The 24,244-nt window shown below is 64.3% G+C and carries 23 protein-coding genes; 12 read left to right on the top strand and 11 right to left on the bottom strand.

The genetic code is table 11. From position 1 onward, the window contains the following. Positions 1-28 precede the first annotated feature (28 nt). Both AAFP30_RS14760 and AAFP30_RS14755 read left to right on the top strand, forming a co-directional pair. Entirely contained in the window at positions 29-970 is a 942-nt protein-coding gene (locus tag AAFP30_RS14760; RefSeq protein ID WP_419230672.1) for a helix-turn-helix domain-containing protein, read from the top strand. 137 nt (positions 971-1,107) lie between these two features. Beyond that, positions 1,108-2,337 (top strand): acyl-CoA dehydrogenase family protein, encoded by a 1,230-nt coding sequence (locus AAFP30_RS14755; RefSeq protein WP_419230671.1) that lies wholly within the window; start codon positions 1,108-1,110, stop codon positions 2,335-2,337. Between the two features lie 43 nt (positions 2,338-2,380). Here the strand turns inward: AAFP30_RS14755 and AAFP30_RS14750 are convergent, their stop codons facing one another. The 3 genes from AAFP30_RS14750 to AAFP30_RS14740 are packed head-to-tail and all read right to left on the bottom strand — an operon-like array spanning position 2,381 to position 5,781. After that, positions 2,381-3,376, bottom strand: coding sequence for an LLM class flavin-dependent oxidoreductase (locus AAFP30_RS14750; RefSeq protein WP_419230670.1), 996 nt, complete (start codon positions 3,374-3,376; stop codon positions 2,381-2,383). 31 nt (positions 3,377-3,407) lie between these two features. Continuing rightward, positions 3,408-4,940, bottom strand: coding sequence for an acyl-CoA synthetase (locus tag AAFP30_RS14745; RefSeq protein WP_419230669.1), 1,533 nt, complete (start codon positions 4,938-4,940; stop codon positions 3,408-3,410). A gap of 37 nt (positions 4,941-4,977) precedes the next feature. After that, complete coding sequence (locus tag AAFP30_RS14740; protein ID WP_419230668.1) at positions 4,978-5,781, bottom strand: SDR family NAD(P)-dependent oxidoreductase; 804 nt, start codon at positions 5,779-5,781, stop codon at positions 4,978-4,980. 191 nt (positions 5,782-5,972) lie between these two features. On the opposite strand from AAFP30_RS14740, the gene AAFP30_RS14735 reads away from it, so the two are divergent. Then, on the top strand, positions 5,973-6,593 hold the full coding sequence (locus tag AAFP30_RS14735; RefSeq protein ID WP_419230667.1) for a TetR/AcrR family transcriptional regulator: 621 nt from the start codon (positions 5,973-5,975) through the stop codon (positions 6,591-6,593). Between the two features lie 138 nt (positions 6,594-6,731). Further along, positions 6,732-8,108, top strand: coding sequence for an NAD-dependent succinate-semialdehyde dehydrogenase (locus AAFP30_RS14730; RefSeq protein WP_419230666.1), 1,377 nt, complete (start codon positions 6,732-6,734; stop codon positions 8,106-8,108). 73 nt (positions 8,109-8,181) lie between these two features. Here the strand turns inward: AAFP30_RS14730 and AAFP30_RS14725 are convergent, their stop codons facing one another. Beyond that, positions 8,182-8,796 carry a TetR/AcrR family transcriptional regulator gene (locus AAFP30_RS14725; RefSeq protein WP_419230665.1) on the bottom strand — a complete coding sequence of 205 codons (615 nt, stop codon included), beginning with the start codon at positions 8,794-8,796 and terminating at the stop codon, positions 8,182-8,184. Between the two features lie 105 nt (positions 8,797-8,901). Here AAFP30_RS14725 and AAFP30_RS14720 point away from each other — a divergent pair, with 105 nt between their 5' ends. Further along, a complete protein-coding gene (locus tag AAFP30_RS14720) occupies positions 8,902-10,212 on the top strand; it encodes a glycosyltransferase (RefSeq protein WP_419230664.1) in 1,311 nt (436 codons plus the stop codon). Between the two features lie 54 nt (positions 10,213-10,266). On the opposite strand, the gene AAFP30_RS14715 is transcribed toward AAFP30_RS14720, so the two are convergent. Together AAFP30_RS14715 and AAFP30_RS14710 are read right to left on the bottom strand one after the other, a co-directional pair. Further along, on the bottom strand, positions 10,267-10,752 hold the full coding sequence (locus AAFP30_RS14715; RefSeq protein ID WP_419230663.1) for a hypothetical protein: 486 nt from the start codon (positions 10,750-10,752) through the stop codon (positions 10,267-10,269). A 148-nt stretch (positions 10,753-10,900) separates the two neighbouring features. Further along, positions 10,901-12,097 carry a lipase family protein gene (locus tag AAFP30_RS14710; RefSeq protein WP_419230662.1) on the bottom strand — a complete coding sequence of 399 codons (1,197 nt, stop codon included), beginning with the start codon at positions 12,095-12,097 and terminating at the stop codon, positions 10,901-10,903. 217 nt (positions 12,098-12,314) lie between these two features. Between AAFP30_RS14710 and AAFP30_RS14705 the strand changes: the two genes are divergently transcribed. Continuing rightward, positions 12,315-12,881 carry a TetR/AcrR family transcriptional regulator gene (locus AAFP30_RS14705; RefSeq protein WP_419230661.1) on the top strand — a complete coding sequence of 189 codons (567 nt, stop codon included), beginning with the start codon at positions 12,315-12,317 and terminating at the stop codon, positions 12,879-12,881. Continuing rightward, positions 12,878-13,861, top strand: coding sequence for an NAD-dependent epimerase/dehydratase family protein (locus AAFP30_RS14700; protein ID WP_419230660.1), 984 nt, complete (start codon positions 12,878-12,880; stop codon positions 13,859-13,861). The genes AAFP30_RS14705 and AAFP30_RS14700 overlap by 4 nt, the downstream gene beginning before the upstream one ends. A gap of 78 nt (positions 13,862-13,939) precedes the next feature. Here the strand turns inward: AAFP30_RS14700 and AAFP30_RS14695 are convergent, their stop codons facing one another. From AAFP30_RS14695 to AAFP30_RS14685, 3 genes are read right to left on the bottom strand one after another with little or no spacing between them, the layout of a single operon-like run. After that, the gene (locus AAFP30_RS14695) at positions 13,940-14,086 is read right to left on the bottom strand and encodes a hypothetical protein (protein ID WP_419230659.1); all 147 of its coding nucleotides are present in this window, start codon (positions 14,084-14,086) and stop codon (positions 13,940-13,942) included. Continuing rightward, positions 14,083-14,409: a 2Fe-2S iron-sulfur cluster-binding protein gene (locus AAFP30_RS14690; RefSeq protein ID WP_419230658.1), complete on the bottom strand. Its 327-nt coding sequence runs from the start codon at positions 14,407-14,409 to the stop codon at positions 14,083-14,085. The genes AAFP30_RS14695 and AAFP30_RS14690 overlap by 4 nt, the downstream gene beginning before the upstream one ends. Positions 14,410-14,429: 20 nt before the next feature. Further along, positions 14,430-15,713 carry a cytochrome P450 gene (locus tag AAFP30_RS14685; protein ID WP_419230657.1) on the bottom strand — a complete coding sequence of 428 codons (1,284 nt, stop codon included), beginning with the start codon at positions 15,711-15,713 and terminating at the stop codon, positions 14,430-14,432. A 121-nt stretch (positions 15,714-15,834) separates the two neighbouring features. On the opposite strand from AAFP30_RS14685, the gene AAFP30_RS14680 reads away from it, so the two are divergent. The 4 genes from AAFP30_RS14680 (at position 15,835) to AAFP30_RS14665 (ending at position 20,261) form a co-directional block, all read left to right on the top strand. Further along, entirely contained in the window at positions 15,835-16,752 is a 918-nt protein-coding gene (locus tag AAFP30_RS14680; RefSeq protein WP_419230656.1) for a LysR family transcriptional regulator, read from the top strand. Between the two features lie 297 nt (positions 16,753-17,049). Beyond that, entirely contained in the window at positions 17,050-17,523 is a 474-nt protein-coding gene (locus AAFP30_RS14675) for an SRPBCC family protein (RefSeq protein WP_419230655.1), read from the top strand. A gap of 191 nt (positions 17,524-17,714) precedes the next feature. Next, positions 17,715-18,599, top strand: coding sequence for a bile acid:sodium symporter family protein (locus AAFP30_RS14670; RefSeq protein WP_419230654.1), 885 nt, complete (start codon positions 17,715-17,717; stop codon positions 18,597-18,599). A 9-nt stretch (positions 18,600-18,608) separates the two neighbouring features. After that, the gene (locus AAFP30_RS14665; RefSeq protein ID WP_419230653.1) at positions 18,609-20,261 is read left to right on the top strand and encodes an alkaline phosphatase D family protein; all 1,653 of its coding nucleotides are present in this window, start codon (positions 18,609-18,611) and stop codon (positions 20,259-20,261) included. A 31-nt stretch (positions 20,262-20,292) separates the two neighbouring features. On the opposite strand, the gene AAFP30_RS14660 is transcribed toward AAFP30_RS14665, so the two are convergent. Then, positions 20,293-21,537 (bottom strand): glucose-1-phosphate adenylyltransferase family protein, encoded by a 1,245-nt coding sequence (locus AAFP30_RS14660; RefSeq protein ID WP_419230652.1) that lies wholly within the window; start codon positions 21,535-21,537, stop codon positions 20,293-20,295. Positions 21,538-22,169: 632 nt separating this feature from the next. Between AAFP30_RS14660 and AAFP30_RS14655 the strand changes: the two genes are divergently transcribed. After that, positions 22,170-23,315 (top strand): LLM class flavin-dependent oxidoreductase, encoded by a 1,146-nt coding sequence (locus tag AAFP30_RS14655; protein ID WP_419230651.1) that lies wholly within the window; start codon positions 22,170-22,172, stop codon positions 23,313-23,315. On the opposite strand, the gene AAFP30_RS14650 is transcribed toward AAFP30_RS14655, so the two are convergent. After that, positions 23,303-24,223 (bottom strand): LysR family transcriptional regulator, encoded by a 921-nt coding sequence (locus tag AAFP30_RS14650; protein ID WP_419230650.1) that lies wholly within the window; start codon positions 24,221-24,223, stop codon positions 23,303-23,305. The genes AAFP30_RS14655 and AAFP30_RS14650 overlap by 13 nt on opposite strands. Positions 24,224-24,244 lie beyond the last annotated feature (21 nt).

Genomic DNA, 24,244 nt, shown 5'->3' with positions numbered 1-24,244 from the left:
CCGGCGCGATTCGTGGGATGATCGATCGATGACGGTGTGGGATGTCGCGGACGTGTCTGTCCGGGATCGTTTCGCCTATTGGCACGACGTGCTGTGCACGGCGTTCGTTCCGCTGCGTCCGACGATGGAGGTCGGCGAGCGACCGTTCGCCGGCCGCGTCGAGAGCCGACCCATGGGGCCGATGGTCCGATCGGTGCTGTCCTCACATCCCCAATCGACCGCGCACGGGCCCCAGCAGGTCTCGGCCACCGACGGCGAATACTACTTCCTCAACCGTCAACTGCAGGGCTCCTGTCGAGTGCGCCAGCGCGGTGTCGACGTTGTGGTGGGTGCCGGTCAGATCGTTCTCGTCGACACGACGGAGCCGTATTGGTTTGACCAGGACGAGGATTGGTCGATCATGTCGTTCCGGCTACCCAAGTCGGTGCTTGACGATCGGTGCAACGGCGTGACCCCGCAGGTGGCGACGCCGCTTCCCGAGAACGGTGCGGGTGCAGTGGTCGGAGCGCTGATGTCAGCGCTCTGGCATGTCGACGCAGAGAGCATCGCAGCCGGTGAAATGACTGATGCCGTCGCCGCTGCGCTTGCGGCCCATCATTGCGCGCTTCCGGTGGCACCGAGCTCGACTCGTCAGGCTCGTCGGACCGAGGTGCTGCGTTACCTCCGCACCCATCTGGCCGACCCGGGCCTGTCGGTGGAAATGGCGGCGCGTGACCTTCACGTGTCGCCGCGCACGTTGCACGCCGCATTTGACGACACCGACGATACGTTCATCAGGACGCTGCGACATATGCGGTTGCGTCGAGCGGCCGATCTGCTGGCCGACTCCACTCGGGTGTGCACCGTCACCGAGGTCGCCGCGATGGTCGGATTTGCCGATCCGTCCACGTTCACGCGCGCATTCCGCCGCCAGTTCGGCATCACCCCTGCAGACATGCGCCGGCGGGCGCTGCACCCTGCCCAGGGCTGACCTCCCTCGGAGGCTGCAGTTTTTGCCGGGTCGTCGTGCACGCAGTGCCTGGCTCGGGAGCGGTTGGTGGGCAACGATGTCTCTGTGCGGCATCCACACTCCCAAATGCCGCTTGGCCCGTCGTTTAGGAGTTCGTCATGGCCTTCTCGTTCACGCTGACCCCGGAACAGCAACAGTTGCAGTCCTCGACGCGCGAGTTCGCGCGCACGGTGCTGCGTCCGCTGGCGCAACGTGTTGCGGCCGAGCCGGATCCGCTGACTCGTGCATTGCTGACGCGGCCGGCGTTCGAGCAGGGCGTCGCGGCGGGGATGCTGTCGTCGCTGATCCCGCCCGCGGTGGGTGGCACCGGTGGGAGGGGGATCGATGCCGCGGTGGCGATCGAGGAAGTGGCCGCGGAGTTCCCGGACTACTTCATCAATATGGCCGGTCCGTTGATCGCGTTGATGCCGGTGTATGCGGCCGGCACCCCCGAACAGATCGAGCGGTTCGTGCGGCCCTTCCTGGCCACGAGTCGGGCACCGCTGGCGGCGATGGCGTTCTCCGAACCCGAAGGCAGCGCCAATTTCGATGCCCCTCCCCCGGCCGGAGTACAGACAACGGCCGTGCCGGATGGTGATGTCTATGTGATCAACGGCCGAAAGGCGTGGGCGTCATTCCTGTCCGGGTGGGACGGAGACGGGCCGGACATCATGACCATCGTGTGCCGGGCGCCGGGTGGAGTGTCGGTGATCGTCGCCGAACGCGAACACCTCGCCGGTCACATCGAAGTCGAAGAGCACTACGACCTGCCCGGACTGCGGGGCTGTCTGACTTCACGAGTGCGGCTGCATGACATGCGAGTGCCCAAGACCAACCTGATTGGCGCCGAAGGCGATGGGATCAGACTGACGCGCAACGCTTTTCTGCCCAGCGGCGCCTCGATCGGTGTGTTCGCGACCGGCGCCATGCGTCGGGCATTCGACATCGCGTGGGAGTTCGCGACCACCGACAGCCGTGGTGGCAGTAGTCCGATCATCAATCACCAATCGGTCGCCGATGTGCTGGCCAATGCGAAAGGACGGATCGAAGCCACCCGGTTGCTGTCGTGGCGGGCGATGGACGCGGTCCTCGGCGGTCATCCGGCCGGAGCCGAGTGGGCGTTGCACTCCAAGATCTTTGGGTCCGATACCGCCTTGAGTGTGGTCAACGAGTTGGTGCAGGCGGTCGGGGTCACGGCCTACGACATGAAGCACCCGCTCATGACTATCCTGAACACGGTGCTCGCCTATCCGATCATCGAGGGCGGCAACATCGGCATCCGGCGCCGGCAACTCCAAGCGATGCTCGCTGACCCTTCCTACGATCCCTCCGCAACGTTGAGTCACTAGTTCGTCGCAGGTTGAAGTGGTACTGGTTAGATCAGCAACGGCCTCAGATCGCGTCGACCTTGGGCATGATGTCGTTCTTCAGCCGCTTCATGTCGTCCATCGTCTTCGGGGTGGGCACGTCCGCGAACGGCGGCCAGACGAGAACCTTTGTCAGGCCTGCCTCGCGGTAGCGCTTGAGCATGTCGGTTACCTGACGTTCGGAACCGACGAGCAGGTTCGACGCCTTGCCTGCTGGGGTCTGATCCATGTCCACGTCGGTGATCACGGTCCAGATCATGGTCGCGATGTCGAGGTCGTCGACCGTGCGAGCGGTGTCGAGGTCGGCGAGTTCGGTGGCGATTTCCGAGCGCCAGGTGGCGATCTCCTCGGGCGAATCCTGGATGCCGATCCACCCGTCGAGGCCGTACTTCGCAACGCGTTTCGCTGCTCGCTTCGCGTCCTTCAGGCCACTGAAATACATGGGGGGTCGCGGCTGCTGCAGGGGCTTCATGCCGAACCCGCTCGGCCCGAAATCAGCGAACTCCCCGTGGTATTCGAAGACATCGTTCGCCCAGATGCCCTGCATGATCTCGATGGACTCACGCAGGTGTTGGTGGCGCCGAGGGAAGATGTGGCTCGCGCTCGCGGCCGCGAACTCCTCGGGCATCCATCCCGATCCGACGGCGACGTTGAGTCGACCGCCGCTGAGATGGTCGATGGTGGCGAGCTCGGCGGCGAGAACCCCCGGCGAGCGGTAGGGCGTGTCGATGATGCTCATCCCGATCCGTACCTTCGAGGTCTTCGCGGCCAGCCATGGGATCAGCGGAAAGCCCTGCAGGAACTCACCTCTCGAAGAAACCGGCAGCTGTTTCGGGAGCTCGTGCATCATGCCGAACGCGTATTCCATCTCGGCACGGTCGGACGCTTCGGGGACGATGATGCGGTCGAGCGTCCAGACCGATTCGTAGTCCAGGTCCTCGGCGAGTTGCGTGAGGTCCTCGAGTTCGGCGACCGTGATCTTCTCGCGGAAGTTGGGTAGGTACAGGGCTAGTTCGAGCATGTGGTCCTCCTCGGTGGGGTCGGGAAATTGTTCAGTTGCCGGTGAGCGTCGCGCGGATGTCGGTCTTCAGGATCTTTCCGAGGGTCGATCGCGGGAGATCGTCCCACATCTCGATCTGTTTGGGAGCCTTGACACTTCCGATCTTGTGCTTCACGAAACGCACGAGGTCGTCGGTGTCGACGGAGGCCTCCTCGTGCAGCAGGACGACAGCGGTCACCCGCTCGCCCCACTTCTCGTCGGGCAGTCCGACGACGGCACAATCGCGCACGGCCTCGTGCGCCATGAGTGCCTGCTCGACCTCAGCGGAATACACGTTGAACCCGCCGGTGATGATCATGTCCTTGGCTCGGTCGACGATATACAGGAACCCATCCCCGTCCAGGTAGCCGACGTCGCCGGTGTGATGCCACCCGTGTGCCGACGCCTCGGCCGTCGCTTCAGGATTCCGGTAGTAACCCGCCATCACGAGCGGACCCCGGACACACACCTCGCCGCGGGTACCCGTCGGAACAGGTGTGCCGTCGTCGCCGAGAATCGCGACCGTCACCAGCGGCGACGGTATACCCGCACTGGACAGGCGTAACTCATCGATGCTGCCATCCGCGCGACGATGCTGCTCGGGCGCGAGCGTCGAGATCATCATCGGCGCCTCGGACTGGCCGAACAGCTGCGCCATCGGGCCGATCCGTTCGAGGGCCTCTGCCAGTCGACTCGTCGAGATCGGCGCTGCGCCGTACCAAAAGCATTGCAGCGAAGAGAGATCCGTCGAGTTCAGGGATGTATGCGCGAGGACCATGTAGATGAGCGTTGGGGGTAGGAACGTGTGGGTGATCCGGTGCCGCTCGATGAGCGTGAGGAACTCCCCCACATCCGGATGATCCATCACGACGATCTCCCCGCCGAGCGCCATGATGGGGAAGCACAGGACTCCGGCTGCATGGGTGAGCGGAGCCAGGGCCAGATAGCGTGGGCGTCCGTCGAACGGGTAGCGCATCAGGACGATCGCGGTCATGGTCTGCAGGTTCCGGTCCGTGAGCATCACGCCCTTGGGGCGGCCCGTCGTCCCCCCGGTTCCCACCAGTGCGACGACGTCGTCGACGGGTTCGAGGTCGACCGACTCGGCGAGTGCAGCAGCGGCGAGCCAGTCGTCGAAACCGACTGCGTCACCCAGCCCATCGCCGAAACGTACCAGCGTGGTGAGTGTGGGCAACTGTGGCGCGATCTCGGCGACGAGACCGTCGAATGCCGGTTGGAAGAGCAACGTGGTGCAGTCGAAGAGATCGAGCAGGTCGGCATTCTCCTGCGCAGCGTTGCGTGGGTTGATCGGGCACCAGACCGCGCCGGTACGCGCAATCCCGAACACACACGCGAACGACGTCGGGTGGTTGGCCGAGAGGATGCCGACCTTGTCCCCGGGCGCGACGCCGGAACTCCGCAGCGCGGCCGCCACCGAACGCGACAGGGCAACCACCTCGCCGTAGGTCATCGACTCGCCGTTCAGCGTCAAACACGGCGCGTTCTCCCCTAGCGATGCACCCTTGTCGAGGTAGAAGGCAAGTGTCACAGTCGAACCCGCACTCTCGGCGCCGAGGTCGGTTGTCTCACATGCCCATCCCGCCGTCGACCGGAAGGCCGGCGCCGGTGATGAACTTGGCGGCGTCGGAGGACAGGAAGACGACGGCATCGGCCATGTCGTCGATCTGACCGAGACGACCCAGCGGAGTGAGCTCGACGACCGCACCGACTGCGGCCTCGGGCGATTCGAACATGCCGAGCGCAGCGGTCTCGACGGCGAGCTTGTTACCCATGGCCGTCGGGGTGAGGCCCGGGTAGATGGAGTTGACGCGGACCCCGTATCCGAGCTTGCCGGACTCCATGGCGGCGACGCGCGTGAGGCGATCGATACCGGACTTGGACGCGGAATACAGCGCGATGCCCGGGAACGCGATCGTTGCGGCAACCGACGCGATGTTGACAACCGACCCACCCGAACCCGCTGCGCCACCGGGGCGCATGGTCCGGAAGGCGTGCTTGATACCGAGTGCCGTCCCGAGGACGTTGACCGAGAGCAGGGTCGACGCGGCCTCGGCGTCGAAGTCGACGAGCAGATCTGTGACCTCGACGCCCGCGTTGTTGACGACGATGTCTAGGCCGCCGAGCGCCGCGACCACTGCGGATGTCGCCGTCTCCCACCCGGCGTCATCGGAGACGTCGAGGTGGACATACTCCGCCTTCGCGCCCGACGAGCGGAGGTTCTCCACCGTCTCGCGGCCGAGATCGTCGTTGATGTCGGCTACCGCGACCGCGGCGCCCGCCGCGGCAAGCGCGGAGGCCATCCCGGCCCCAAGTCCTTGCGCGGCACCTGTGACCAGCGCCTTCCGGCCTGCAAGGTCGTAACTTGTCATGAAACTGCCGTCCTCCGTAGGAACCCAGCCGGTAAGAGACACCGGACGCGGTCGTGGACAAATGCGATCTGCATCACACTATGAACCGGTCTTGACAGTTGTCAAGAGAAATTTGGCCAGTCGTCAAGACGATTGGATTCGCACCAGGATGAATCGGGCGTCACCGTGGCAGCTCGCCGTATACTCGGCCAATGACCACCGCCACGCGACCCGAGGCTCGTTCGGGTGTGCGAGGGCCCGACAAGTTCGCGGCGCGGCGCATCGAGCTCGCGACCGCAACTCTGGTGACGCTCGCCGAGCTGGGATATGCACGGACGAGTCTGCGTGAGATCGCGCAGAACTCGGCGTTCTCGCATGGGGTCCTGCACTACTACTTTCGTGACAAGCTCGACTTGATGGCCGAGGCCGTCCGGATCTATGAGGACACCTGCGTCACCCGTTATGACGAGGCCGTCGCGAGCGCGTCGACGGCCGAGGAGCTCCGCGCCGAGTTCACGACGATGTTTGTCGGGACGCTCGCAGCCGATTCGTCGCTGCACCGACTCTGGTATGACCTGCGCAACCAGACACGCTTCGAGCCGTCACTCCGCGATGAGGTGGGCGAGATCGAGTCACACCGCGCAGACATGATCTGGAACGTCGTGAGCCGCTACTGCGAACTCCGCGGCCGGCGGGCGCGGCTGTCGAAACATTTGACGTACAACACCTTCGACGGCATTTTCCAGCACGGCCTCGACAACCTACTCAGCGGCGCCGACACCGAGCTAACTCGTGCGCGCGAACTGCTCGACGAGGCCTTCGACGCTCTGTGACCCTTGCGGTCAACGAATGAGTCGAGACGATCGATTCAGCCAAACACACGAGGCACCAAGATAATTCCGTTGCTCTTCTCACGGAATCATTGATGCTCGCCGTCACACGAGTCGACGTCGCGTCCGTAGCATCGGGACATGAGCAACTATGTGACCACGAATCCAGCAACCGGAAAGACCGAGCGTGAGTTCGAGGCCCTCGCCGACAGCGAGATTTCCACGCTCATCGACCGCACCGCCGCCGCATTCGCGAAGTGGCGTCTCGTCGCTCCCACCGAGCGTGCGGCAGCCCTGCGGCGAGCCGCGGACCTGTACGAAAAGCGTGCCGACGAATTGGCCGAGGTCATCACGACCGAGATGGGTAAGCCCATCAAGGAGTCTCGGGGCGAAGTCCAGCTGGCCGCAGATATCTACCGCTGGTACGCAGACCACGGACCGGCCTTGCTGGAGACGGAAACCCTTGACCCGCAGGGCGCTGAGGAGTCCATTGTCCAGCGGCGCCCGATCGGTCCCCTCATCGGCGTGATGCCGTGGAACTATCCGTACTATCAAGTTGCCCGGTTCGCTGCGCCGAACCTGTTGGCAGGCAACACGATTATCCTCAAACACGCTGCCATCTGCGGAGCATCATCGGCGTTGATGGCCGAGATCCTGCACGACGCAGGTGTGCCCGACGATGCCTACATCAACGCGTATGCGAGCAACGACCAGATAGCGACACTGCTGGAAGACCCTACGATTCAGGGTGTTTCACTGACCGGTAGCGAGCGGGCCGGCGCTGCGGTGGCCGAGGTGGCATCCAGGAACCTCAAGAAGTCCGTCCTCGAACTCGGAGGGTCGGATCCGTTCATCTTGCTCGACTCAGGCGATATGGCCCGCACCGCCAAAATCGCTGCTTCAGCTCGTCTTTCCAACACCGGACAGGCGTGTAACTCACCCAAGCGCTTTATTGTTCTCGAGCACCTCTACGACGATTTCGTAGCACAGCTGGTCGCGGAATTCGAGAAGGCCACTGTCGGCGACCCGTCTGACCCGGCCGTGAAGGTCGGTCCCCTGTCATCGGTGAAAGCCCGTGATGACGTGCTGGAGCAGATCCAGACCGCGGTGAAGCAAGGCGCTCGGCTTCGGACCGGTGGGAACACGATCGGTTCCGAAGGAGCCTATCTACAGCCCACGGTCCTCACCGACATCACGCCAGAGATGGACGCGTACTCAGAGGAGATCTTTGGTCCGGTCGGAATGGTGTACAAGGTGGCGAACACGGACGAGGCAGTCACACTGGCCAATGACGTCGGATTCGGGCTCAGCGGTTCGGTGTGGAGTGACGACACTTCTGCGGCCGCCGAGGTTGCTGATCGTCTGGAGGTCGGGATGGCCTACATCAACGAGCACGGCACGACCATGCCCGGCCTTCCGTTCGGCGGCGTGAAGCGATCCGGGTATGGGCGCGAACTGGGCCGTTGGGGTCTCGGCGAGTTCATCAACACTCGGTTGCGACGGACTTCCGCGAAGTAACCGAACTCGGGGCGGGCGACCTGCGTGGCCAGTCTTATGAGCTACGTCGGTGCATTGAGAATGTGTGCGGTGATCAGCCTTCCCCGAGCACTGCCGCACACATGGCCGCACCGACCCACTCCTGGTACTCGTCGCCCGACCACCCGCGCCGGTTGGCCAGCAGATTCCAGACCTGGACACTGTTGAGCGTCCAGATCGTGTCGATCGCCTGCTCGCGACTCACCGTGGGCGACAGTGCCTCGAGTTCGGTGAGTCGGTCGACGATGTGTTGGCAGCCGATGAGGCGCTCGCCGTCAATCGTTTCGATATGTGCGGCGAGGTCGGTGTCGCCGGCGGCGGCACCGGCTTCCAGAACCAAGACGAATGCGCCGACTCGGTCGATGAGTACCCGGCCGACCTGAGCGTAGAGCCGCAGTAGCTCTACGGGATTGCGCTCGGTCCGTAGCCCGGCCATGAGCGGGCGGTCGACCATCGCCACGGGGTCGTCGTCGCCGGCGAGTTGCGCGTCGTACACCGCTTTGAGCAGGGCCGGCCGGCCACCGAACGTGTTGTAGATGGTCTGTGTGGACACCTTCGCGGCCGCGGCCACCGCCGCCATCGTGGTGCGGGAGTACCCGCGCTCGCCGTAGAGCGCGATGGCCGCGTCGAGGATCCGGCCGCGAGTCAGGCGTGCCTGATCGTCGCGCACTTGACTGACATAGGACCGAGAAGAACCAGGCAATTGGTTGTGCTCCGTTTCAAATCAATTTAGACTGACTCTACCTAATTAGGGGGGGCAACGTCAGGAGTATCGATGTCCACCTTCCTCTTCGCCTCCATTCCGGTCCAGGCGCACAGCACCAATCCCCTACCGTTCGCTGCCAGGCTGATCGAACGCGGTCACACCGTGCTGTGGTACGCCGGATCCGCCTTCGCCGGCCAGATCGCGGCCATCGGCGCAACCCACGTCCCCTATCAACACGCGGCCGACTTCTCCGGGCACGACCTGTTCGAGTACTACCCGTGGCTGGCCGGCCGGAGCGGACCGAAAGTGATCGGCGAGGTCTTCGACCGCATCTTCGTCGGGCATGCGCCCCAACGGATCTCGGACCTCCAGCCTGTGCTGGCCGATCACCGCGTCAACGCGATGTTGACCGACGGGCTGATGTACGGCGTGGGCATGCTCGGCGAGCTCACCGGCATCCCGGTCGCGACATTCGGCGACGGCCCGCTCCCGCAGAGCGACCCCGACGTCCCACCGTTCGGTCCCGGCCTGCTGCCCATGGGCGGGCCGCTGGGCGGGCTGCGCAACCGGGCGGTGAGCGCCTTCGCCCGCCGTGTCCTGTTCGCCGACGCCGAGCGTCGCTACCAGCAGATCCGCACCGACCTCGGCCTCCCGCGCGACCCCTCGGGGGCGTTGGACGGATTGATGTCGCGGGATCTGCACCTGCAGGGCTGTACGCCGTCGTTCGAATACCCGCGTCGTAATCCCTTGCCCGCCAGTGTGCATTGGGTCGGTGCGCTGCAACCGGACCCGGCCCCGGCGTGGTCACCACCGTTGTGGTGGCCCGACGTGCTGCAATCGGAGCGTCCGGTCGTGCACGTCACTCAGGGCAGTCTGCGGGCCGACATGACCGAACTGATCGGACCCGCGATCCGCGGACTCGCGGACCGCAATGTGCTCGTGGTCGTCACGACCGGCGGACCGGACAGAGCGGAGGTGGAGCGCGTGATCGGCGGTCCCCTGCCCGACAACGTGCGGGTCACGCCGTTCGTGCCCTATGACCTCCTGCTCGGCCGGGCCCAGGTGATGGTGACCAACGGCGGCTACACCGGTGTGACTCTGGCTCTGCGCCACGGTGTTCCGCTGGTCCAGGCCGGCACCACCGAGGAGAAGTCCGAGATCGGCGCCCGGATCGAGTGGTCTGGAGTCGGTCGCCGACTCCGCACGACCCGCCCGTCTCCGCGGGCGGTCGCCGACGCTGTCGCCGACGTGCTGAGCAATCCGTCGTATCGTTCTGCGGCACAGCGTATCCAGGAGGAGATGGCGTGCCATGACGCCGGCCGAGAGGGCGCGGATCTGCTGGAGAGGCTGGCCGTCGACCGACTGGCGCCACGACCGTGACCTCGTTGGCCGGCGGTGCCGATCCCGCGGCTGACGGTGCTGTGGTGAGGAACGTCAGGGCATCTCCACTGTCTGCGCGCGACGAATCTCTTCTATGGCTCGCACCACATACGGCTTGGGGTCGAGGTCTGTACTCGTCACCAGGTCGGCGGCGATAAGTAGTGCTGCACAGATGATCTCGGGCTCGCTCAGCGTTGGGGCCGATTCCTCGCGGCTGTCGGGACCGACTCCCAGGGCTCCGGTGAGTACCACTGCCACCGCCGCGGGAGTGACCGGAGCCTGCCAGGATGCTGCGTCGGTGACGGTGCGGGTCAGCACCTCGGAAACATCGTCACCGCTCAACCCGTCCTGGTAGGAGGTTTCGAGGAGTTCGCGCATGAGGTGAGCGTGAACCTCACGGGCAGTGTCGGTGTGGTTCTCGAGGTGGTCGATGGACTCGGCGAGTGCCTCGAGGTCGTGCGCACGCGCCGCTCGGATGCCTTGTTCGGTTGCCGTTGCAATGGTGCGCGCCGTCGGGGACCAGTCGTCGTTGTCGGTCACTGCGCCGTCTCCTGTCTGAGCGTTCGGTCGATCGAGACCACTTTGCCATGGTGAGTGGTCGTCGGGTCGGTCTGCCGCCGGTTCTGCTCCAAGAGTTACTCGACGATGTGGCCGCCGGAACGATCTCGGTGGTTTCAGCGGAGACTGCTCAGCAGGTGCTCGGGGCGGGTGTACGCGCGAAGCGTCCGGCGATCCAGTTGACGGCTGCGGGATAGCCGGTGACCGCCAGCGTCGCATGAATTCCGGGTTCGGTAACCGATTGCACCTTGAGTCCCCGTGCACAGTACCGAGCCACGAGTTTGTCGACGTTTGCCGGCACGACGAGTTCGTCGCCACTGGCGTTGTAGTAGTAGCCCGGCGCTCTGGGGGTACCGAGGGCACCGGCTTTGGTCTTGGCAAGAACGGATTTGACGGCCGGCACGTCGAGCGGGTTGACGCTATTGATTGTGTACGACTGGACATACTGGAACGGGTAGGCGGCGAGGTATTCGAAGACGCACATGTCGGAGATGGCGTTGCGGAGTTGTCTACCCTTCGCGTTGAGCATCTCGTCGATTCCCATGGTCGGATAGGCACGATCGAGGCCGAAGAGGCTGGTGAATACCGCCCCGGACCAGAGTCCGCCGTTGGCGCCGTGCATGAGATCGCCCATGTCGGCGGGCAACCCTCCCAGTGCGGCGCCGACGATGTTGAGTTCCGGTGCGTAGGTCGGGGCGAGTTCGTAGGCGGCCTCGGTGCCGTGGGCGCCGCCGGAGTAGCCGGTCAGCGCCACCGGTGTCGCGGGACCGCCGAGTCCTGCCGGGGTGAACTCTTCCGCGGCGCGGATGCCGTCGAGCGTTCCGTGGCCCTCGACGTAACCGGCGCCCCAGTGGTGGTCGGGGCCGAGGTAGTCCGGAATCACGACCGTCCAGCCGCGATTGAGGAGGATTGCGATAAACGGTACTTCGAGATTGCTGCCGGTGCGCAACTGGTATGACGGATCGCACCGGTGGGACAAACTGTCGATCACGGGCTGATAGGACACCAGCTTTGGGGACGATGTCCGGGACAGTGGTTTGAGGACCGTGGCAACGTTGGCTTGGGGTGCACCTGCGGTGTCGGTGCTGACGTACTTCAGTTGGTATGCCGCATACGGCAGTTCGATTCCCGCGATACCGATATCGACCGGGCGACTGTTCAGGATCTGCCCATGGGCGCGTCCGGCGAAGGACGTCGGCTGTGCGTAGAAGGGATCGTTGCGCGGGTCCGGTACCGGGCCCGCGTGGGCAATGCCTGCCGCTGCGGCCAAAGCCGCGGTCAACACGATGGCGATCACTGCGCCGGTCAGGATTCGACGAAATGTCACGGTAGTCGCCTCGATGTCAACGACGGGAATGGAGTTCGTGTTCGTCCGTTTGCATCCGACCCGGCCCGCTGTGGCCCACGGTGTGGACAAGTCTCCTCCGCCATCAGGGATATGTCACGGCTGGTTTGGATAGGTAAAGGAACTGGGGAGCTCGCCTTTGCTCACGCACGCTATAGCGACGCTATACAAACCATTATAGCGTCGCTATAGTGATCGTGTGGATACGAAGACGGCGTTGATCGCAGCGGCAACCGAGGTTCTTGATCGCACAGGCGAGTCGGGCTTCTCGACACGAGCGGTGTGCGAGATCGCCGGCGTCACGGCACCGACCCTCTATCACCACTTCGGTAGTGCCGATGGACTTCTCAACGCCGTGATCACCGAAGGATTCACACAATTTCTGGCGCATAAGAAATCCGAAGTGCTATCGGACGATCCTCTGGTCGCGCTACGGCAGGGCTGGGACAATTACGTGCGCTTCGCGGCAGAACGTCCGCAGTTGTACGCAGCGATGGCGGTACGCGTCCTGCAGGGCGCTCATTTCCCGGCCGCGGACGCTGCGCGCGCCATCCTGATGCAGCGAGTGGAAGCTGTTGCCGCACAACATGCACTGACCGCCGACGTGCAGAGTGCGGCCGAGTTGGTGTGGGTCTCTGCGCATGCTGCGGCAAGCCTGTATGTGCTTGCCGCGCAGGGTTCGCCGAATTCCGCGGTGGTCGAGGCCCTCCGCGAACGAACGCTCGACTCCTTACTGACATCCAACGAAAGTGAAACATCGAAATGAAGATCCTGGTGACAGGCGGCTCAGGTTTCCTGGGCGCACATCTGATTCCGAGTCTGATCAGCAACGGGCACGACGTGTTCGCGCTTGCTCGCTCGACGTCGTCGAGCGACCGGGTGCGCGCACTCGGCGCGACGCCGGTGCACGGAGATCTCGACGCACCGGACACGCTGTCATTGCCGCCGATCGATGCCGTGGTGCACGCCGCAGCCCTATTCCGGTTCGCGGGCCCGCGCGAACCGTACTTCCAGGCGAATGTGGTTGGCACCAAGGCGCTTCTGGCCGCTGCTCGTGAGGCTGGCGCGGGCGCGTTTGTCTACATCAGTGCGGCCGCGGTGGTGATGGACGACCGGGGCACACCGATCCGCGGCGTGGACGAATCCGCTCCGACACATCCGGAGAGTTTCTCGGCCTACATCGCGAGCAAGTCGCAGGGCGAGGCCGAGGTGCTGGCTGCCAACGCACCGGGTTTCCGCACGATCGCACTGCGGCCGCCCGCGTTGTGGGGGCCTGGCGGTCCGTTCAGTGAACAGATCCCAACCACTCTCGAAGCGGGCCGCTTTGCCTTCATCGCACGCGGCGACTACCCATACGCCACCATCCACGTCGACAATGTCGTAGAAGCGATTCGATGTGCCCTTGACAGCGATGCGGGTGGACGGGCGTACTTCATCAGTGATCCGCAGACGATCACGTTCCGCGAATTCGTGGCCGATCATGCGACGGCGGTGGGACTCTCGATTGACGGGGTACGTTCGGTTCCCTACCGACTGGCCTTCGGCGCGGGCCGGATCATGGAGTACATCGCCGCCATACGCGGCGATCACGGCGATCCGCCGATGAGTCGCACCATGGTGCGCTTGATCGGGCGCGAGTTCACGCCCGACGATTCGGCCGCACGTGCCGACCTCGGATATGTCGGCGCCACAACGCGATCGGACGGACTGCGGAGTCTGGCCGATGGGGCCCACAAGGGTCGGTGATCACACTCCCCTGCTCGACAGCCACTCGCCGGGGCTTGACCATCGCGACGAGCGACAAGATCGTCCAAGATGGGACCCTTACTCCGGTGATCGACACTCGACGTTGACACTGGCCCGACGATGGAGTTCCCGTCGGCGCAGCTCGACGTGATCCTGTGTATAGAACTCGTTGCCGCGCAACGGTAATGGCCGCGGGTCGACGTTGACGATTACTCCTGTGGTCATACCTGGGTTTCTGGAAGGTCGACCTCGATTCCGTCGAGCGGTGCGCAGAGAGTGATCTGGCAGCCGAGTCGGGATCGGCGATCATCACGGGGAGCGGCGGTGCAGTCGAGCATTTCGTCCTCGTCCTCACCGATATCGGGCAGCCGGTCGACGTAGTCCTCGCGGACATAGACATGACACGTCGCGCACATCGCTTGTCCACCGCATTCGCCGATGATCCCGGGAATCGAGGAGGTCAGCGCAGCACGCATCACGGTGGTGCCGTCGGCGACGTCGAGGATGTCGCTGCGCCCATCGGGGTGATGCAGGGTCAGTTTCGTCATGATTGCCCTTCGGAAGTTTCTCAGTCGGTCCAGGTGACCGGGAGGTCGGTGATTCCGCGGAACACCCATCCGTCCCAGCGGGTTTCGCGTCCGCTATCGACTGATAGCGTGGGGAATCGTTGGTAGAGGAGCGGAACCGCTATATCGCCGACGGCCGATCGGGCTGCCCAGTGACCGGCACAGAGATGTACGCCGCTGCCGAACGCCAGGTGGGGCCGGCGCTCGCGGTGGATATCGAAGGTCGACGGGTCACCGGCGACATGCGATGCGTCGCGGTTGGCCGATCCGACGACGACTCCGATCGCCGCTCCGGCGGGTAGCGCAACGTCGCCGAGGACTGTTGCGCGCGTCGTTTGACGCGGGTACATGCCGATCGGCGAGAGCCACCGCACGGTCTCGTCGAACACTTTGGGCCACAACGACGAATCGCCGAGCGCTTCACGGCGAACGGTGTCATGATCAGACAGCGCCCACACGATATTGGTGATCATGTGTTGCGGCTCGTTCATGCCGCCGGCGATGGTCAGCTTGACGTTCGCGGTCACGGCGTCGTGCGTCAGACCGCTGTTGGCCAGCGCCGAGGTCATCGACTCGTTCGGATGCTGGAGGTAGTGCGGAACCAACTCGGTCAGGAGATCGTCGACCTCGGTGCGCGCCTGCTCGCAGCGGGCCCAGATGTCCGGATCGTCGAGGACGTTGCCGGTGCCGGCGATGAATGCGTGCGACCAGCGACGCATATCCTCCACTCGCACCCCGGGCAGGCCGAGGATGTCGATGAGGTTCTGCGATGCCACGGGCGATGCGTAGTCGCGATTGAGTTCGGCGTCCTCGGGTCCCACTGCTTCCAGGACGTCGAGATAGATCCGTGCGTTGCGGTCGAAGATCTCGGCCCATCGGGACTTGATGGCTTTGGGCCGCAACGTCGGATTGACTGCGGCACGCTCGGCCGCGTGCTCGGGGTCGTCCTTGCGCAGCATCGGGTGTCCCCCCAACGCGCGCTTCATGGTCGCGCCCGTCCCGCCGACGTCGGCTGTATACGTTTGCTGGTCGCATTCGACCTCATGACATTGCGCATAACCGGTCACCAGATAGCGACCCAGCGACGGCACCCAGGCCACCGGAGCCTCGCGGCGCAAACGCGCGTACGTGGGATAGGGATCGATGGCCAGAGCCGCCGGGTCCACCCAGTCGGCGCTCGGCGCTTCCGGTGCTTCGCTGGGCTCTTGGCGGGCCGCCGGTGTACTCGACGCCGATGCCTCGGCGATCGGGCACCCGCGTCGTGCGGTGCTGATGAGGTCAGCCATTTGCTGGTCCTTTCGCTTTCCCGTGCCCGAACATCCGGCCCGGTCTGTGATCCAGTTCACGGCAGACCTAACCTGTTGTAAAGTTAAGAAAACTGTGAAACTAATGCGGTTGAGGTGAAGAATGGCCAAACTGACGTTGCGTCAACTCGAGTTGGTGTCGGCGCTGCCCGGCTTTCGCACGATGGCCGAAGCCGCAGCAGCACTGCATGTCTCAGAGTCCGGTCTGTCGCAGGCGGTCTCTGAGGTCGAACGCATCGTTGGCGAGCCGCTCTGCGTGCGCCGCAAGGCCAAGGGTCTACAGATGACCCCGGCCGGCCAGTACTTCGCGCTGCGCAGTCGCCGCATCGTCGAGGAAGCCGCCGCTCTCGTCGACGATCTGTCGGCGAGCCGAGGTGAGATCACCGGACCTATCCGGGTCGGCTGCTACATGGGCTTCTCCGCGACTGTGCTCCCGCCGGCGACAGCACAGTTCGCCAACGCTCACCCTCGTGCGCAACTCAACGTTGATGTCGGCGGTGACGACGAACTGTTACCTCAACTGCGGCAAGGCTCAATGGATTTCGCGCTGCTCTACGATATGGCCCTACCCGCCGATCTCAACAAGAAGGTCGTGTACGGAACTGAGGTGACCGCAGTCCTACCGGCCGATCATCGGCTGGCTACACAGCGTGCGGTGTCGCTGACCGATCTCAAAGACGACCCGCTGATCCTGCTCGATACCGCACCCAGTACTGCCAACACTCACCGCGTCTTCGCCGAAATCGGCATAAGCCCGCGAATCGGCGCGGTGGCACCGACGATCGATCTCGCGCGGGCCTACATCGGACGAGGCATGGGATACGGACTGCTGATGTCCCGACCACACGCACCCGACACGTCTCCCGAGGGCCTCCCCTTGGTGACCATCCCCCTGCGTCCACGCACCGGAACAGCCAACGTAGTAGCCGTGTGGCCTCGGTCGATGAAACTCAGCCCACGCGCCGAGGCGTTCCTTGACGCGATCATCGACACCATGCAATCGGTCGACCGTCGTTCGTGAATGTCGGGTTGTCTGCGAGTCGGATGATTGGCAGCAGGCTATTGGCCTTCGTCTTTCGACGATGCAACTTCGCCTTGTTCGTCGGTCGTGCAATCGACCGCGATGTCCAGTCGAAGTATCCATGCGACGCGCTGCGCGAGTATCGAGATGAGCGGGCACGTTGAGCCGATCCCGCGTCCGTATCACTCACCGACACATGTCAGATCCTCTGCGGCACCTGACATCTTGAACCATTGCGGTGAAAGGGGGTTGCATCAGTTGCTGCGCGGGCGACGCGTCTCTGGCATTGTCGATCCAATGACCAATGAACGATTTGAGGTGGCCAGACAGATTGCGGCATCGCCGGCCGCGGTGTTCGACATCCTGACCAGGCCCGAGGGGCATGTACAGATCGACAGTTCCGGGATGCTGCAATCGTCCGACGGCGATCCGGTGCGCGCGGTCGGCGATACGTTCGTCGTCCACATGGACCGTGAGTCACTGAACGATCTCCCGATGGGCAAGTACGACGTCACCGTCATCATCACCCGGTATGAACAGGACGCCCTGATCGAGTGGACGATCTCGGGCACCATTCAACCGCCGATCAAACACCTCTACGGCTACCGTCTCGAGCCCTCCGAGGTCGGCACTGTTGCGACGTCGTATTACGACTGGAGCCAGATCGAGGGAAAGTACCGGGACATGGATCTCTTCCCGATCATCCCCGAAGCGGCACTTCGGGCGACGCTGGGCATTCTGGCCCGAACTGTCGAATCACGTCAGCACTGACACGCACCGGGCTGGCGGCGACATGGACCACATCTCTGGGCACCACTCGTGTGCACTGTGCACGCGAGCAGTGCCTACAGATGTGGCTGGTGCAGGTCGGAGTGCGAACAAACAACGCCCGAGTCGGGACGCGGTCTGGTAAGTAGCTGAGGTGACCCGGACAAATCGGACGGGCCGACCGAGGAGAGTCGATGGAATCATCGTTCATCAGCGTGGGACTGCCGGTCGCGCTCGCGGTGATCATGTTCGGGCTGGGGTTGTCGCTGACGGTCGCCGACTTCCGTCGGGTCCTCACCAGTCCCCGGGCCATCGCGATCATCCTCGCGTGCCAGATGTTGCTGTTGCCGCTTATCGCCTTCGGCCTGGCAGTGGTGTTCGATCTCGAGCCGTATCTCGCTGTCGGGGTGATGATTCTCGCCGCGTCGCCGGGTGGCACGGCGGCCAGCATCTACAGTCATCTGTTCCGGGGCGACGTCGCGCTCAACGTGACCCTCACTGCCATCAATTCGCTTCTCGGTCTGATCACCTTGCCGATCGTGATCAATCTGGCCTTGGGCCATTTCCTCGATTCCGACGAATCGGTGGACATGCAGCCCGCGAAACTGATGCAGGTGTTCGCCGCCGTGCTGATACCGGTGGCGATCGGCATGGTCGTCCGCAGCCGGTGGCCCCGGTTCGCGGAGCGAGCGGACAGGCCGGTCCGCGTCGCGTCGATCCTGCTCCTGGCCGGTGTGGTGGCCGGCGCTCTGTTCGGTGAGGAGGAGGCGATCGACTATTTCGTCCGCGTCGGCGTCGTGACAGCCTTGTTCTGCGTTCTGTCCCTGACTCTCGGTTATGTCGTGCCGCGGGTGAGTGGATTGACGCACGAGCAGTCGGTGGCGAGCGGCTTTGAGGTGGGCATTCACAACGCGACCCTGGCGATCACCGTGGCGCTCAGCGTGCTCGGCAACTCGGAGATGGGCATCGTCCCGGCCGTCTACGGCATCCTGATGTTCCCACTGGCCGCGCTGTTCGGGCTGCTGGTCCGTTACTCAACGCGGAAGAACTCTGAACTCACCGGAGGTAATCGCGCCTAGACTGGACCGATGTCACTCGTCTTGGGACCAGTTCTACGACACGTCAGTGAGACGACGGCATCGGTGTGGGTGCAGACCGAACATGCGGCCGACGTCGAGGTTCTGGGTTGTCGAGCAAGGACATTCGAGGTCCACGGATCTCATTTCGCGTTGGTCCAGGTCGAGGGACTTACACCGGACTCGGGGCACCCCTATCAGGTGATTGTCAACAATGAACAGGTGTGGCCGGAGGCCGACACGGCGTTTCCGCCGAGCGTGATCCGCACCCGCGGTCCCGAGTCCGAGCAGAACAACCGGGTGGTGTTCGGCTCATGCCGGTTTCCACGCACCGAGGACCCGAAACTCGACGACAAGCTGGGGATCGACGCACTTGATTCCTACTCGACGCGTCTCGCCGACCTCCCCTACGACCAATGGCCGGACGCGCTGCTCCTGCTCGGTGACCAGGTGTACGCCGACGAACTGACACCCCGGGCCCGTCGCCACCTGGCCGGGCGACGACGCGGTGCCGGTCATCCGGACGACGAGGTCGTCAGCTTCGACGAATACGCCAGCCTCTACCGTCACACCTGGGGAGATCCGGAGATCCGGTGGATTCTCTCGACCGTGTCGACCGCGATGATCTTCGACGACCACGACATCCGCGACGACTGGAACACCTCGGCGGTGTGGCGCGAACAGATCAATCAGAAACCGTGGTGGCGGGAACGGATCCGGGCCGGCCTGGTCTCCTACTGGGTGTTCCAGCACCTGGGCAACCTCGACCCGGCCACACTCGCCGACGACCCCGACTACCGCCGCGTCCGCGACATCGAGGGCGACTGCTGGTCTTACCTCGTCGACCTGGCGGACCGCGCCGACGGTGAGTCCGACGGACGCAAAGGACTCCGTTTCAGCTTCCGCTGGGACCTCGGACGTGCACGACTGATCATGGTCGACTCCCGCAACGGCCGGATACTTGCCGACGGTGCTCGAAAGATGCTCAGCGACAAGGAGTTCAGTTGGCTGGATGAGCAGATGAACGACACCCCTGGCGATGTCGATCACCTGATGATCGGATCGTCGCTGCCCTGGCTGCTGCCGCCGGTCCTCGGTGACGCCGAGGCGGTCAACGAGATCGCCGCTCACCGATCGGGATGGCGTGGCCGGGTGGCCGAAAAGATCAGGCAGGGTGCCGATCTCGAACACTGGCAGGCGTTCGGTGACTCCTTCGATCGGCTGACCACGCTGATCCGCGACCTCGCGTCACAGCCTACCGAGGCACCGTCGACCATCACGGTGCTTTCCGGCGACGTCCACCACAGCTACGCGGCGCGTGTCGACTTCTCGACCGCGGTGAAATCTAGTGTCTACCAACTCGTCTGTTCCCCGGTGCACAACGTCGTCCCGCCCTACGTCAAGCCGATGTTCATCGCGGGGTGGTCGAGCCTGCTGGGACGCCTGACGCGGCGGTGGGCCCGGCACAGCGGCGCTCCCGTGTTGCCGATGTCGTGGACCAAGGAGAACGGTCCGATCTTCGGAAACACCATCGCCGCAGTCGTCTTCGTCGGTCGGTCGGCTCGGGTGCTCTTCGAACAACCCGCCGACGACGGCACGCTGTCGGTGGTCTCCGACATCGCTCTGACCGCAGGCACCCCGGCCGTCAGCGGGGCACGACGATGACCGGCCGTAGTCGGTAACGGGACGCGCTCGACTAGTCGCGCCGACGTCGTCGATCCGCCCCCGGATCGACCCGCTCGCCGAGTCCCACTTTGGCGCCCTTGCGGATCCGGGCACCCTTGCCGATCAAGGTGATCTTCTCGGTCGGCACCGGCCTGGTCCGGGGATGGCCACCGACCGTCGCATCGTGTCCCACGGTCACGTCCTCGTCGACAATCGACCACGACACAGTGGCTCCGGAACAGACGACAGTGTCGCCGAAGACCACCGAATCGGTGACGGTCGCACCTTTCTCGATGCGGACACCGGGCCCGATCACGCTGCGACGCACCACTCCATCGATCCGGGCGCCACTGCTGATCAAGCTGGCGGCGATCGATGCACCCGCGGAGATGCGGGCGGCGGCGCGCTGCGGTTGGTGGGTCAGGATCGGCCAGCTCGGGTCGTCGAGCCCGATGGTGCCGTCCAGGAGGTCGCGGTGTGCCTGCAGATAGGTTTCCGGTCGACCGGCGTCGATCCAGTAGCCGCTCATGGCATGCGCCACGGTGTTGCCGCGGGCGACGAACCAGGGCAACAGGTGTTCACCGAAGTCTCCGAGACCGGTGTCCGCGTCATCGTCGGAATGCGGATGGGTCTGCGCCACAAGGTGTTCGAGCGCCTCGACGAGGACTTTGGGTCGGTAGACGAAGATCTCGGCGGCGATCACCGTGGTCGTCGGCTTATCCGGTTTGTAGTGAAATCCCCTGATCCGACCGTCTTTTCGAGCAACGACGGTGGCATGCGACGACGCCTCGGGCAGCGGACAGGTGGTGGTGACCACCGTGCATTCCGCGCCGGCGGCACGGTGGGTGCGCAGTACCTCATCGAAGTCGAGGGTGTAGACATGATCAGCGCTCATCACGATGACCGCCTCGGGGTCGCGGTCGCTGATCTGGTCGCGGACGCGGTAGAGCAGGTCGGCGTTGCCGGTGGCGAAACCGTCCTCGGTTTCCGGAGCGCTGGTCTGCTCGGGCAACACGAACCGGAGTCCGCCGCGGGTGCGGTCCAACTCCCATGGCCGTCCGCCGGCCACCTGTGCCAGCAGGGACTGTGCCTCGTACTGCACGCAGAGCCACACTTCGTCGATGCCGCTGTGGTGGATGTTGGAAAGCGGGAAATCGATCAGCTGGTAGTTCCCGCCGAACGGAAGCGCAGGCTTTGCTCTGGACTCCGTCAGCACCTCCATTCGGGATCCCTTACCGCCGGCCTGCACAATTGCCACCACGTCTGCTCGACTCATGACACCAGTCTGCGCAATCCGCGGCGTCAGAGTCGGACAAACCGGTCATTCACCACGAGTGTTCCGTGAAAGGCCGCTCCCCAACTGGCTCCGCGACCGCCGAGATCCGCTCTGGTGCCGACGATGATCAGCACCACCGACACCTGTCAGGCGCGTTAAGACAATGTCTCCGTAGCGCGACTCTGACGTGACGCCCATGCGTCCGCGGGTGCTTCCTGATTGCGGATCGACTCCGAACAGTTCATCCGGGACGTCCGAATCGCCGGGACCCGCGCGCCGATCACGCGCAATCCGCAGGCGACGGCCACCAGAGTGAGGGTGGCTGGGAGACGATCACACGGCGGATTCCCCTATTTGCCGGTCATCTCGGGGTAGAACGTCCAGAGTCTTTGCAGCACAACCAAATACCAGTCCCTGTGCGGTCCACGACCGCGTGCAGTAATACTCGCCTATCGGAGCCTTCGTCGAATCCTCGACCGACGGGTGGGAAACAACCTACGACCGCCTCATCACCTCCTGCTTATGCGAAGGTCCGAATTTCGATATTTGCATTTATGCCAGGACGAAATAGCGTGATGGGGGTCACGTGGAGCTGCAAGTAGCGCCACTCGAAGGAACGAAAAGGTCCCCTCATGAAATCGCGGTCGCTCGATCCGTCCGAACTGCACTTCGGCTACTTCTTTCCGTCCGGCAAGACGAACTTCCTGTACTCCGACGAGGCTGCCTCGACGCGGCCGGACATGAACAAGGCCAACCTGCTCGCGCTGGCCGGGGCGGCCGAGGAGGTTGGCTTCGATTCGATGTTCATCGCCGACAACTGGTCCGGACATCAGCGCGCCGCCGAGCGGGCGGGTCACCAGTCACCTGCCTACCATGCGCCGATGCTGGCTATGGCGCTCTTCGCCGCCACCGAGCACATCGGCGTGATCTCGACGTTCCACACCACGCACCACCACCCGGCCCACGTCGCGCGCATGGGTGCGACGCTGGATGCGTTCAGCGATGGCAGGTGGGGCTGGAACGTCGTGACCGGGTTCAGTGCCGATGAGGCGGCGTTGTTCGGGGAGGACTTCATCGAGCACGACGAGCGGTATCGGATGGCGGCGGAGTTCGTCGAGGTTGTCGAGGCGCTGTGGAGTGAAGAAGAACCGATCGATCACAGCGGCCAGTACTACCGGGCCAAGGGCCGGATCAAGTTGCCTCGCCCGGCAGCCAAGCCCCGACCCTTGCTGGTCAGTGCGGGCGCATCACCGGCCGGCACCGCATTTGCCGCCCGCCACTGCGACCAGCTGGTGGCGATGGGCAACACCGTCGACATGGTGGCCGGCGTGGGTGGGCGACTCGCCGAGCAGACCACCACGACGGGGCGCGATGTCGGGCTGTGCCCTTTCTCGATGGCGCTGATCCGGGAAGGTGAAGGCGAGGCCGAGGAGCTGTTCGAGCAGTTGCTCACATCGCTCAACATCGACGCGACCAAGGAGATCGCCACCGACGTCATCGGTTCCATCGAGTCGACCCAGGCCATGTGGGCCGACATGGGAGTCGAGAAGGCCGCGAAGGCATTCGGTGCGGCCGGTTCGATGCTGAAGTTCATCGGCACCCCGGCCGAGGTGGCCGATCAGATCATCGAACTGAAGCGCTCAACGGATGCGGTCAACCTGCTGATCAACTTCCCCCTGTGGAGCCCGGCGGAGTTGCGCACCTTCACCCCGGTACTCGAGATCCTGCGGGAAGCCGGGGTGTGGAGTCCGCCGGCGGAGCGCGACTACTCCTGGTGAACGCGAATATCATACTGACGCAACGCAGTACGAATCTCGGCAACAAGATCGCGCTGTAGCGGCGACGGGATTCGGTCCCGTCGCGCCAGCAGCACGATGCGTTCGGTGAGTGCCAGATCGGGTACATCGATCTCGTGCAGCCGTGCGTCCCCGGCCAGTGTGTACACCGGCGCAAAGATCGCCCAGTCGTTCGCACTCGCTGCGCGGATCATCGCCTCGGAATGGCCCAGACGCAGCATGAAATGCGGCTCGGCCGCATCGGCAGCGCGCAGCTGCTCCACGAGATTACGTTGGTAGACAACGTCACTCGGTGCGCCGATGAACGGCAGTCGCATGACCTCCGCCACCGTCATCGACGTCCCGGGAGGCACGAGACGTTCGGTGGCGAAGATCCCGAGGCGCGACTGGATCAGCAACTCCGACGTCATCGACTCGGGAATGTCGCGCTCGTCCCAGTTCAACACGGCAAAGTCGAACTCGCCGGTGTCGACACCGTGCACCACTTCGTCTGGTCGGCCGACGGCGACGGTGACGTCGGCCCGGGGACGTTCCTGGCTGATCCGCGCCACCGCCGGCGGAATGAGGTAGGTGCCGACAGCCATGCTCGAGGCGATGATCACCCGACCGGTTTGCCCGGAGGACAGATCGCCGACCTCCCGCCGGATCTGTGCCGCCCCGGCAAGCACCTCCTTGGCCCAGACCGCCGTGCGCTCCCCTGCTTCGGTGAGCACCAACCGATTGCCACGCCGAACGAAGAGGCTTGCACCGACCCATGATTCGAGGGCGCGAAGCTGTGACGACACGGCCGGCTGCGCGATCATCAGCACCTGCGCCGCCCGAGTCACGCTGCGTTCCTCCACGACAAGCCGAAAGATCTCCAGCCTCCGCAACGACAACTGCGCGTCCATCACTGCTCCATAACTTCTTAC

Source organism: Gordonia sp. CPCC 205515 (assembly GCF_048537925.1).
Lineage (GTDB): Bacteria > Actinomycetota > Actinomycetes > Mycobacteriales > Mycobacteriaceae > Gordonia.
Note: the sequence above shows the minus strand (reverse complement) of the source record. Positions and strands in the feature narration are given on the sequence as shown.

Coding starts and splice junctions, on each gene's coding strand:
- AAFP30_RS14735 (WP_419230667.1), top strand. CDS start 5,973: ATGACCACCGCCACGCGACCCGAGGCTCGTTCGGGTGTGCGAGGGCCC.
- AAFP30_RS14670 (WP_419230654.1), top strand. CDS start 17,715: ATGGAATCATCGTTCATCAGCGTGGGACTGCCGGTCGCGCTCGCGGTG.
- AAFP30_RS14740 (WP_419230668.1), bottom strand. CDS start 5,781: ATGACAAGTTACGACCTTGCAGGCCGGAAGGCGCTGGTCACAGGTGCC.
- AAFP30_RS14650 (WP_419230650.1), bottom strand. CDS start 24,223: ATGGACGCGCAGTTGTCGTTGCGGAGGCTGGAGATCTTTCGGCTTGTC.
- AAFP30_RS14730 (WP_419230666.1), top strand. CDS start 6,732: ATGAGCAACTATGTGACCACGAATCCAGCAACCGGAAAGACCGAGCGT.
- AAFP30_RS14700 (WP_419230660.1), top strand. CDS start 12,878: ATGAAGATCCTGGTGACAGGCGGCTCAGGTTTCCTGGGCGCACATCTG.
- AAFP30_RS14750 (WP_419230670.1), bottom strand. CDS start 3,376: ATGCTCGAACTAGCCCTGTACCTACCCAACTTCCGCGAGAAGATCACG.
- AAFP30_RS14660 (WP_419230652.1), bottom strand. CDS start 21,537: ATGAGTCGAGCAGACGTGGTGGCAATTGTGCAGGCCGGCGGTAAGGGA.
- AAFP30_RS14695 (WP_419230659.1), bottom strand. CDS start 14,086: ATGACCACAGGAGTAATCGTCAACGTCGACCCGCGGCCATTACCGTTG.
- AAFP30_RS14690 (WP_419230658.1), bottom strand. CDS start 14,409: ATGACGAAACTGACCCTGCATCACCCCGATGGGCGCAGCGACATCCTC.
- AAFP30_RS14760 (WP_419230672.1), top strand. CDS start 29: ATGACGGTGTGGGATGTCGCGGACGTGTCTGTCCGGGATCGTTTCGCC.
- AAFP30_RS14655 (WP_419230651.1), top strand. CDS start 22,170: ATGAAATCGCGGTCGCTCGATCCGTCCGAACTGCACTTCGGCTACTTC.
- AAFP30_RS14675 (WP_419230655.1), top strand. CDS start 17,050: ATGACCAATGAACGATTTGAGGTGGCCAGACAGATTGCGGCATCGCCG.
- AAFP30_RS14680 (WP_419230656.1), top strand. CDS start 15,835: ATGGCCAAACTGACGTTGCGTCAACTCGAGTTGGTGTCGGCGCTGCCC.
- AAFP30_RS14720 (WP_419230664.1), top strand. CDS start 8,902: ATGTCCACCTTCCTCTTCGCCTCCATTCCGGTCCAGGCGCACAGCACC.
- AAFP30_RS14685 (WP_419230657.1), bottom strand. CDS start 15,713: ATGGCTGACCTCATCAGCACCGCACGACGCGGGTGCCCGATCGCCGAG.
- AAFP30_RS14665 (WP_419230653.1), top strand. CDS start 18,609: ATGTCACTCGTCTTGGGACCAGTTCTACGACACGTCAGTGAGACGACG.
- AAFP30_RS14755 (WP_419230671.1), top strand. CDS start 1,108: ATGGCCTTCTCGTTCACGCTGACCCCGGAACAGCAACAGTTGCAGTCC.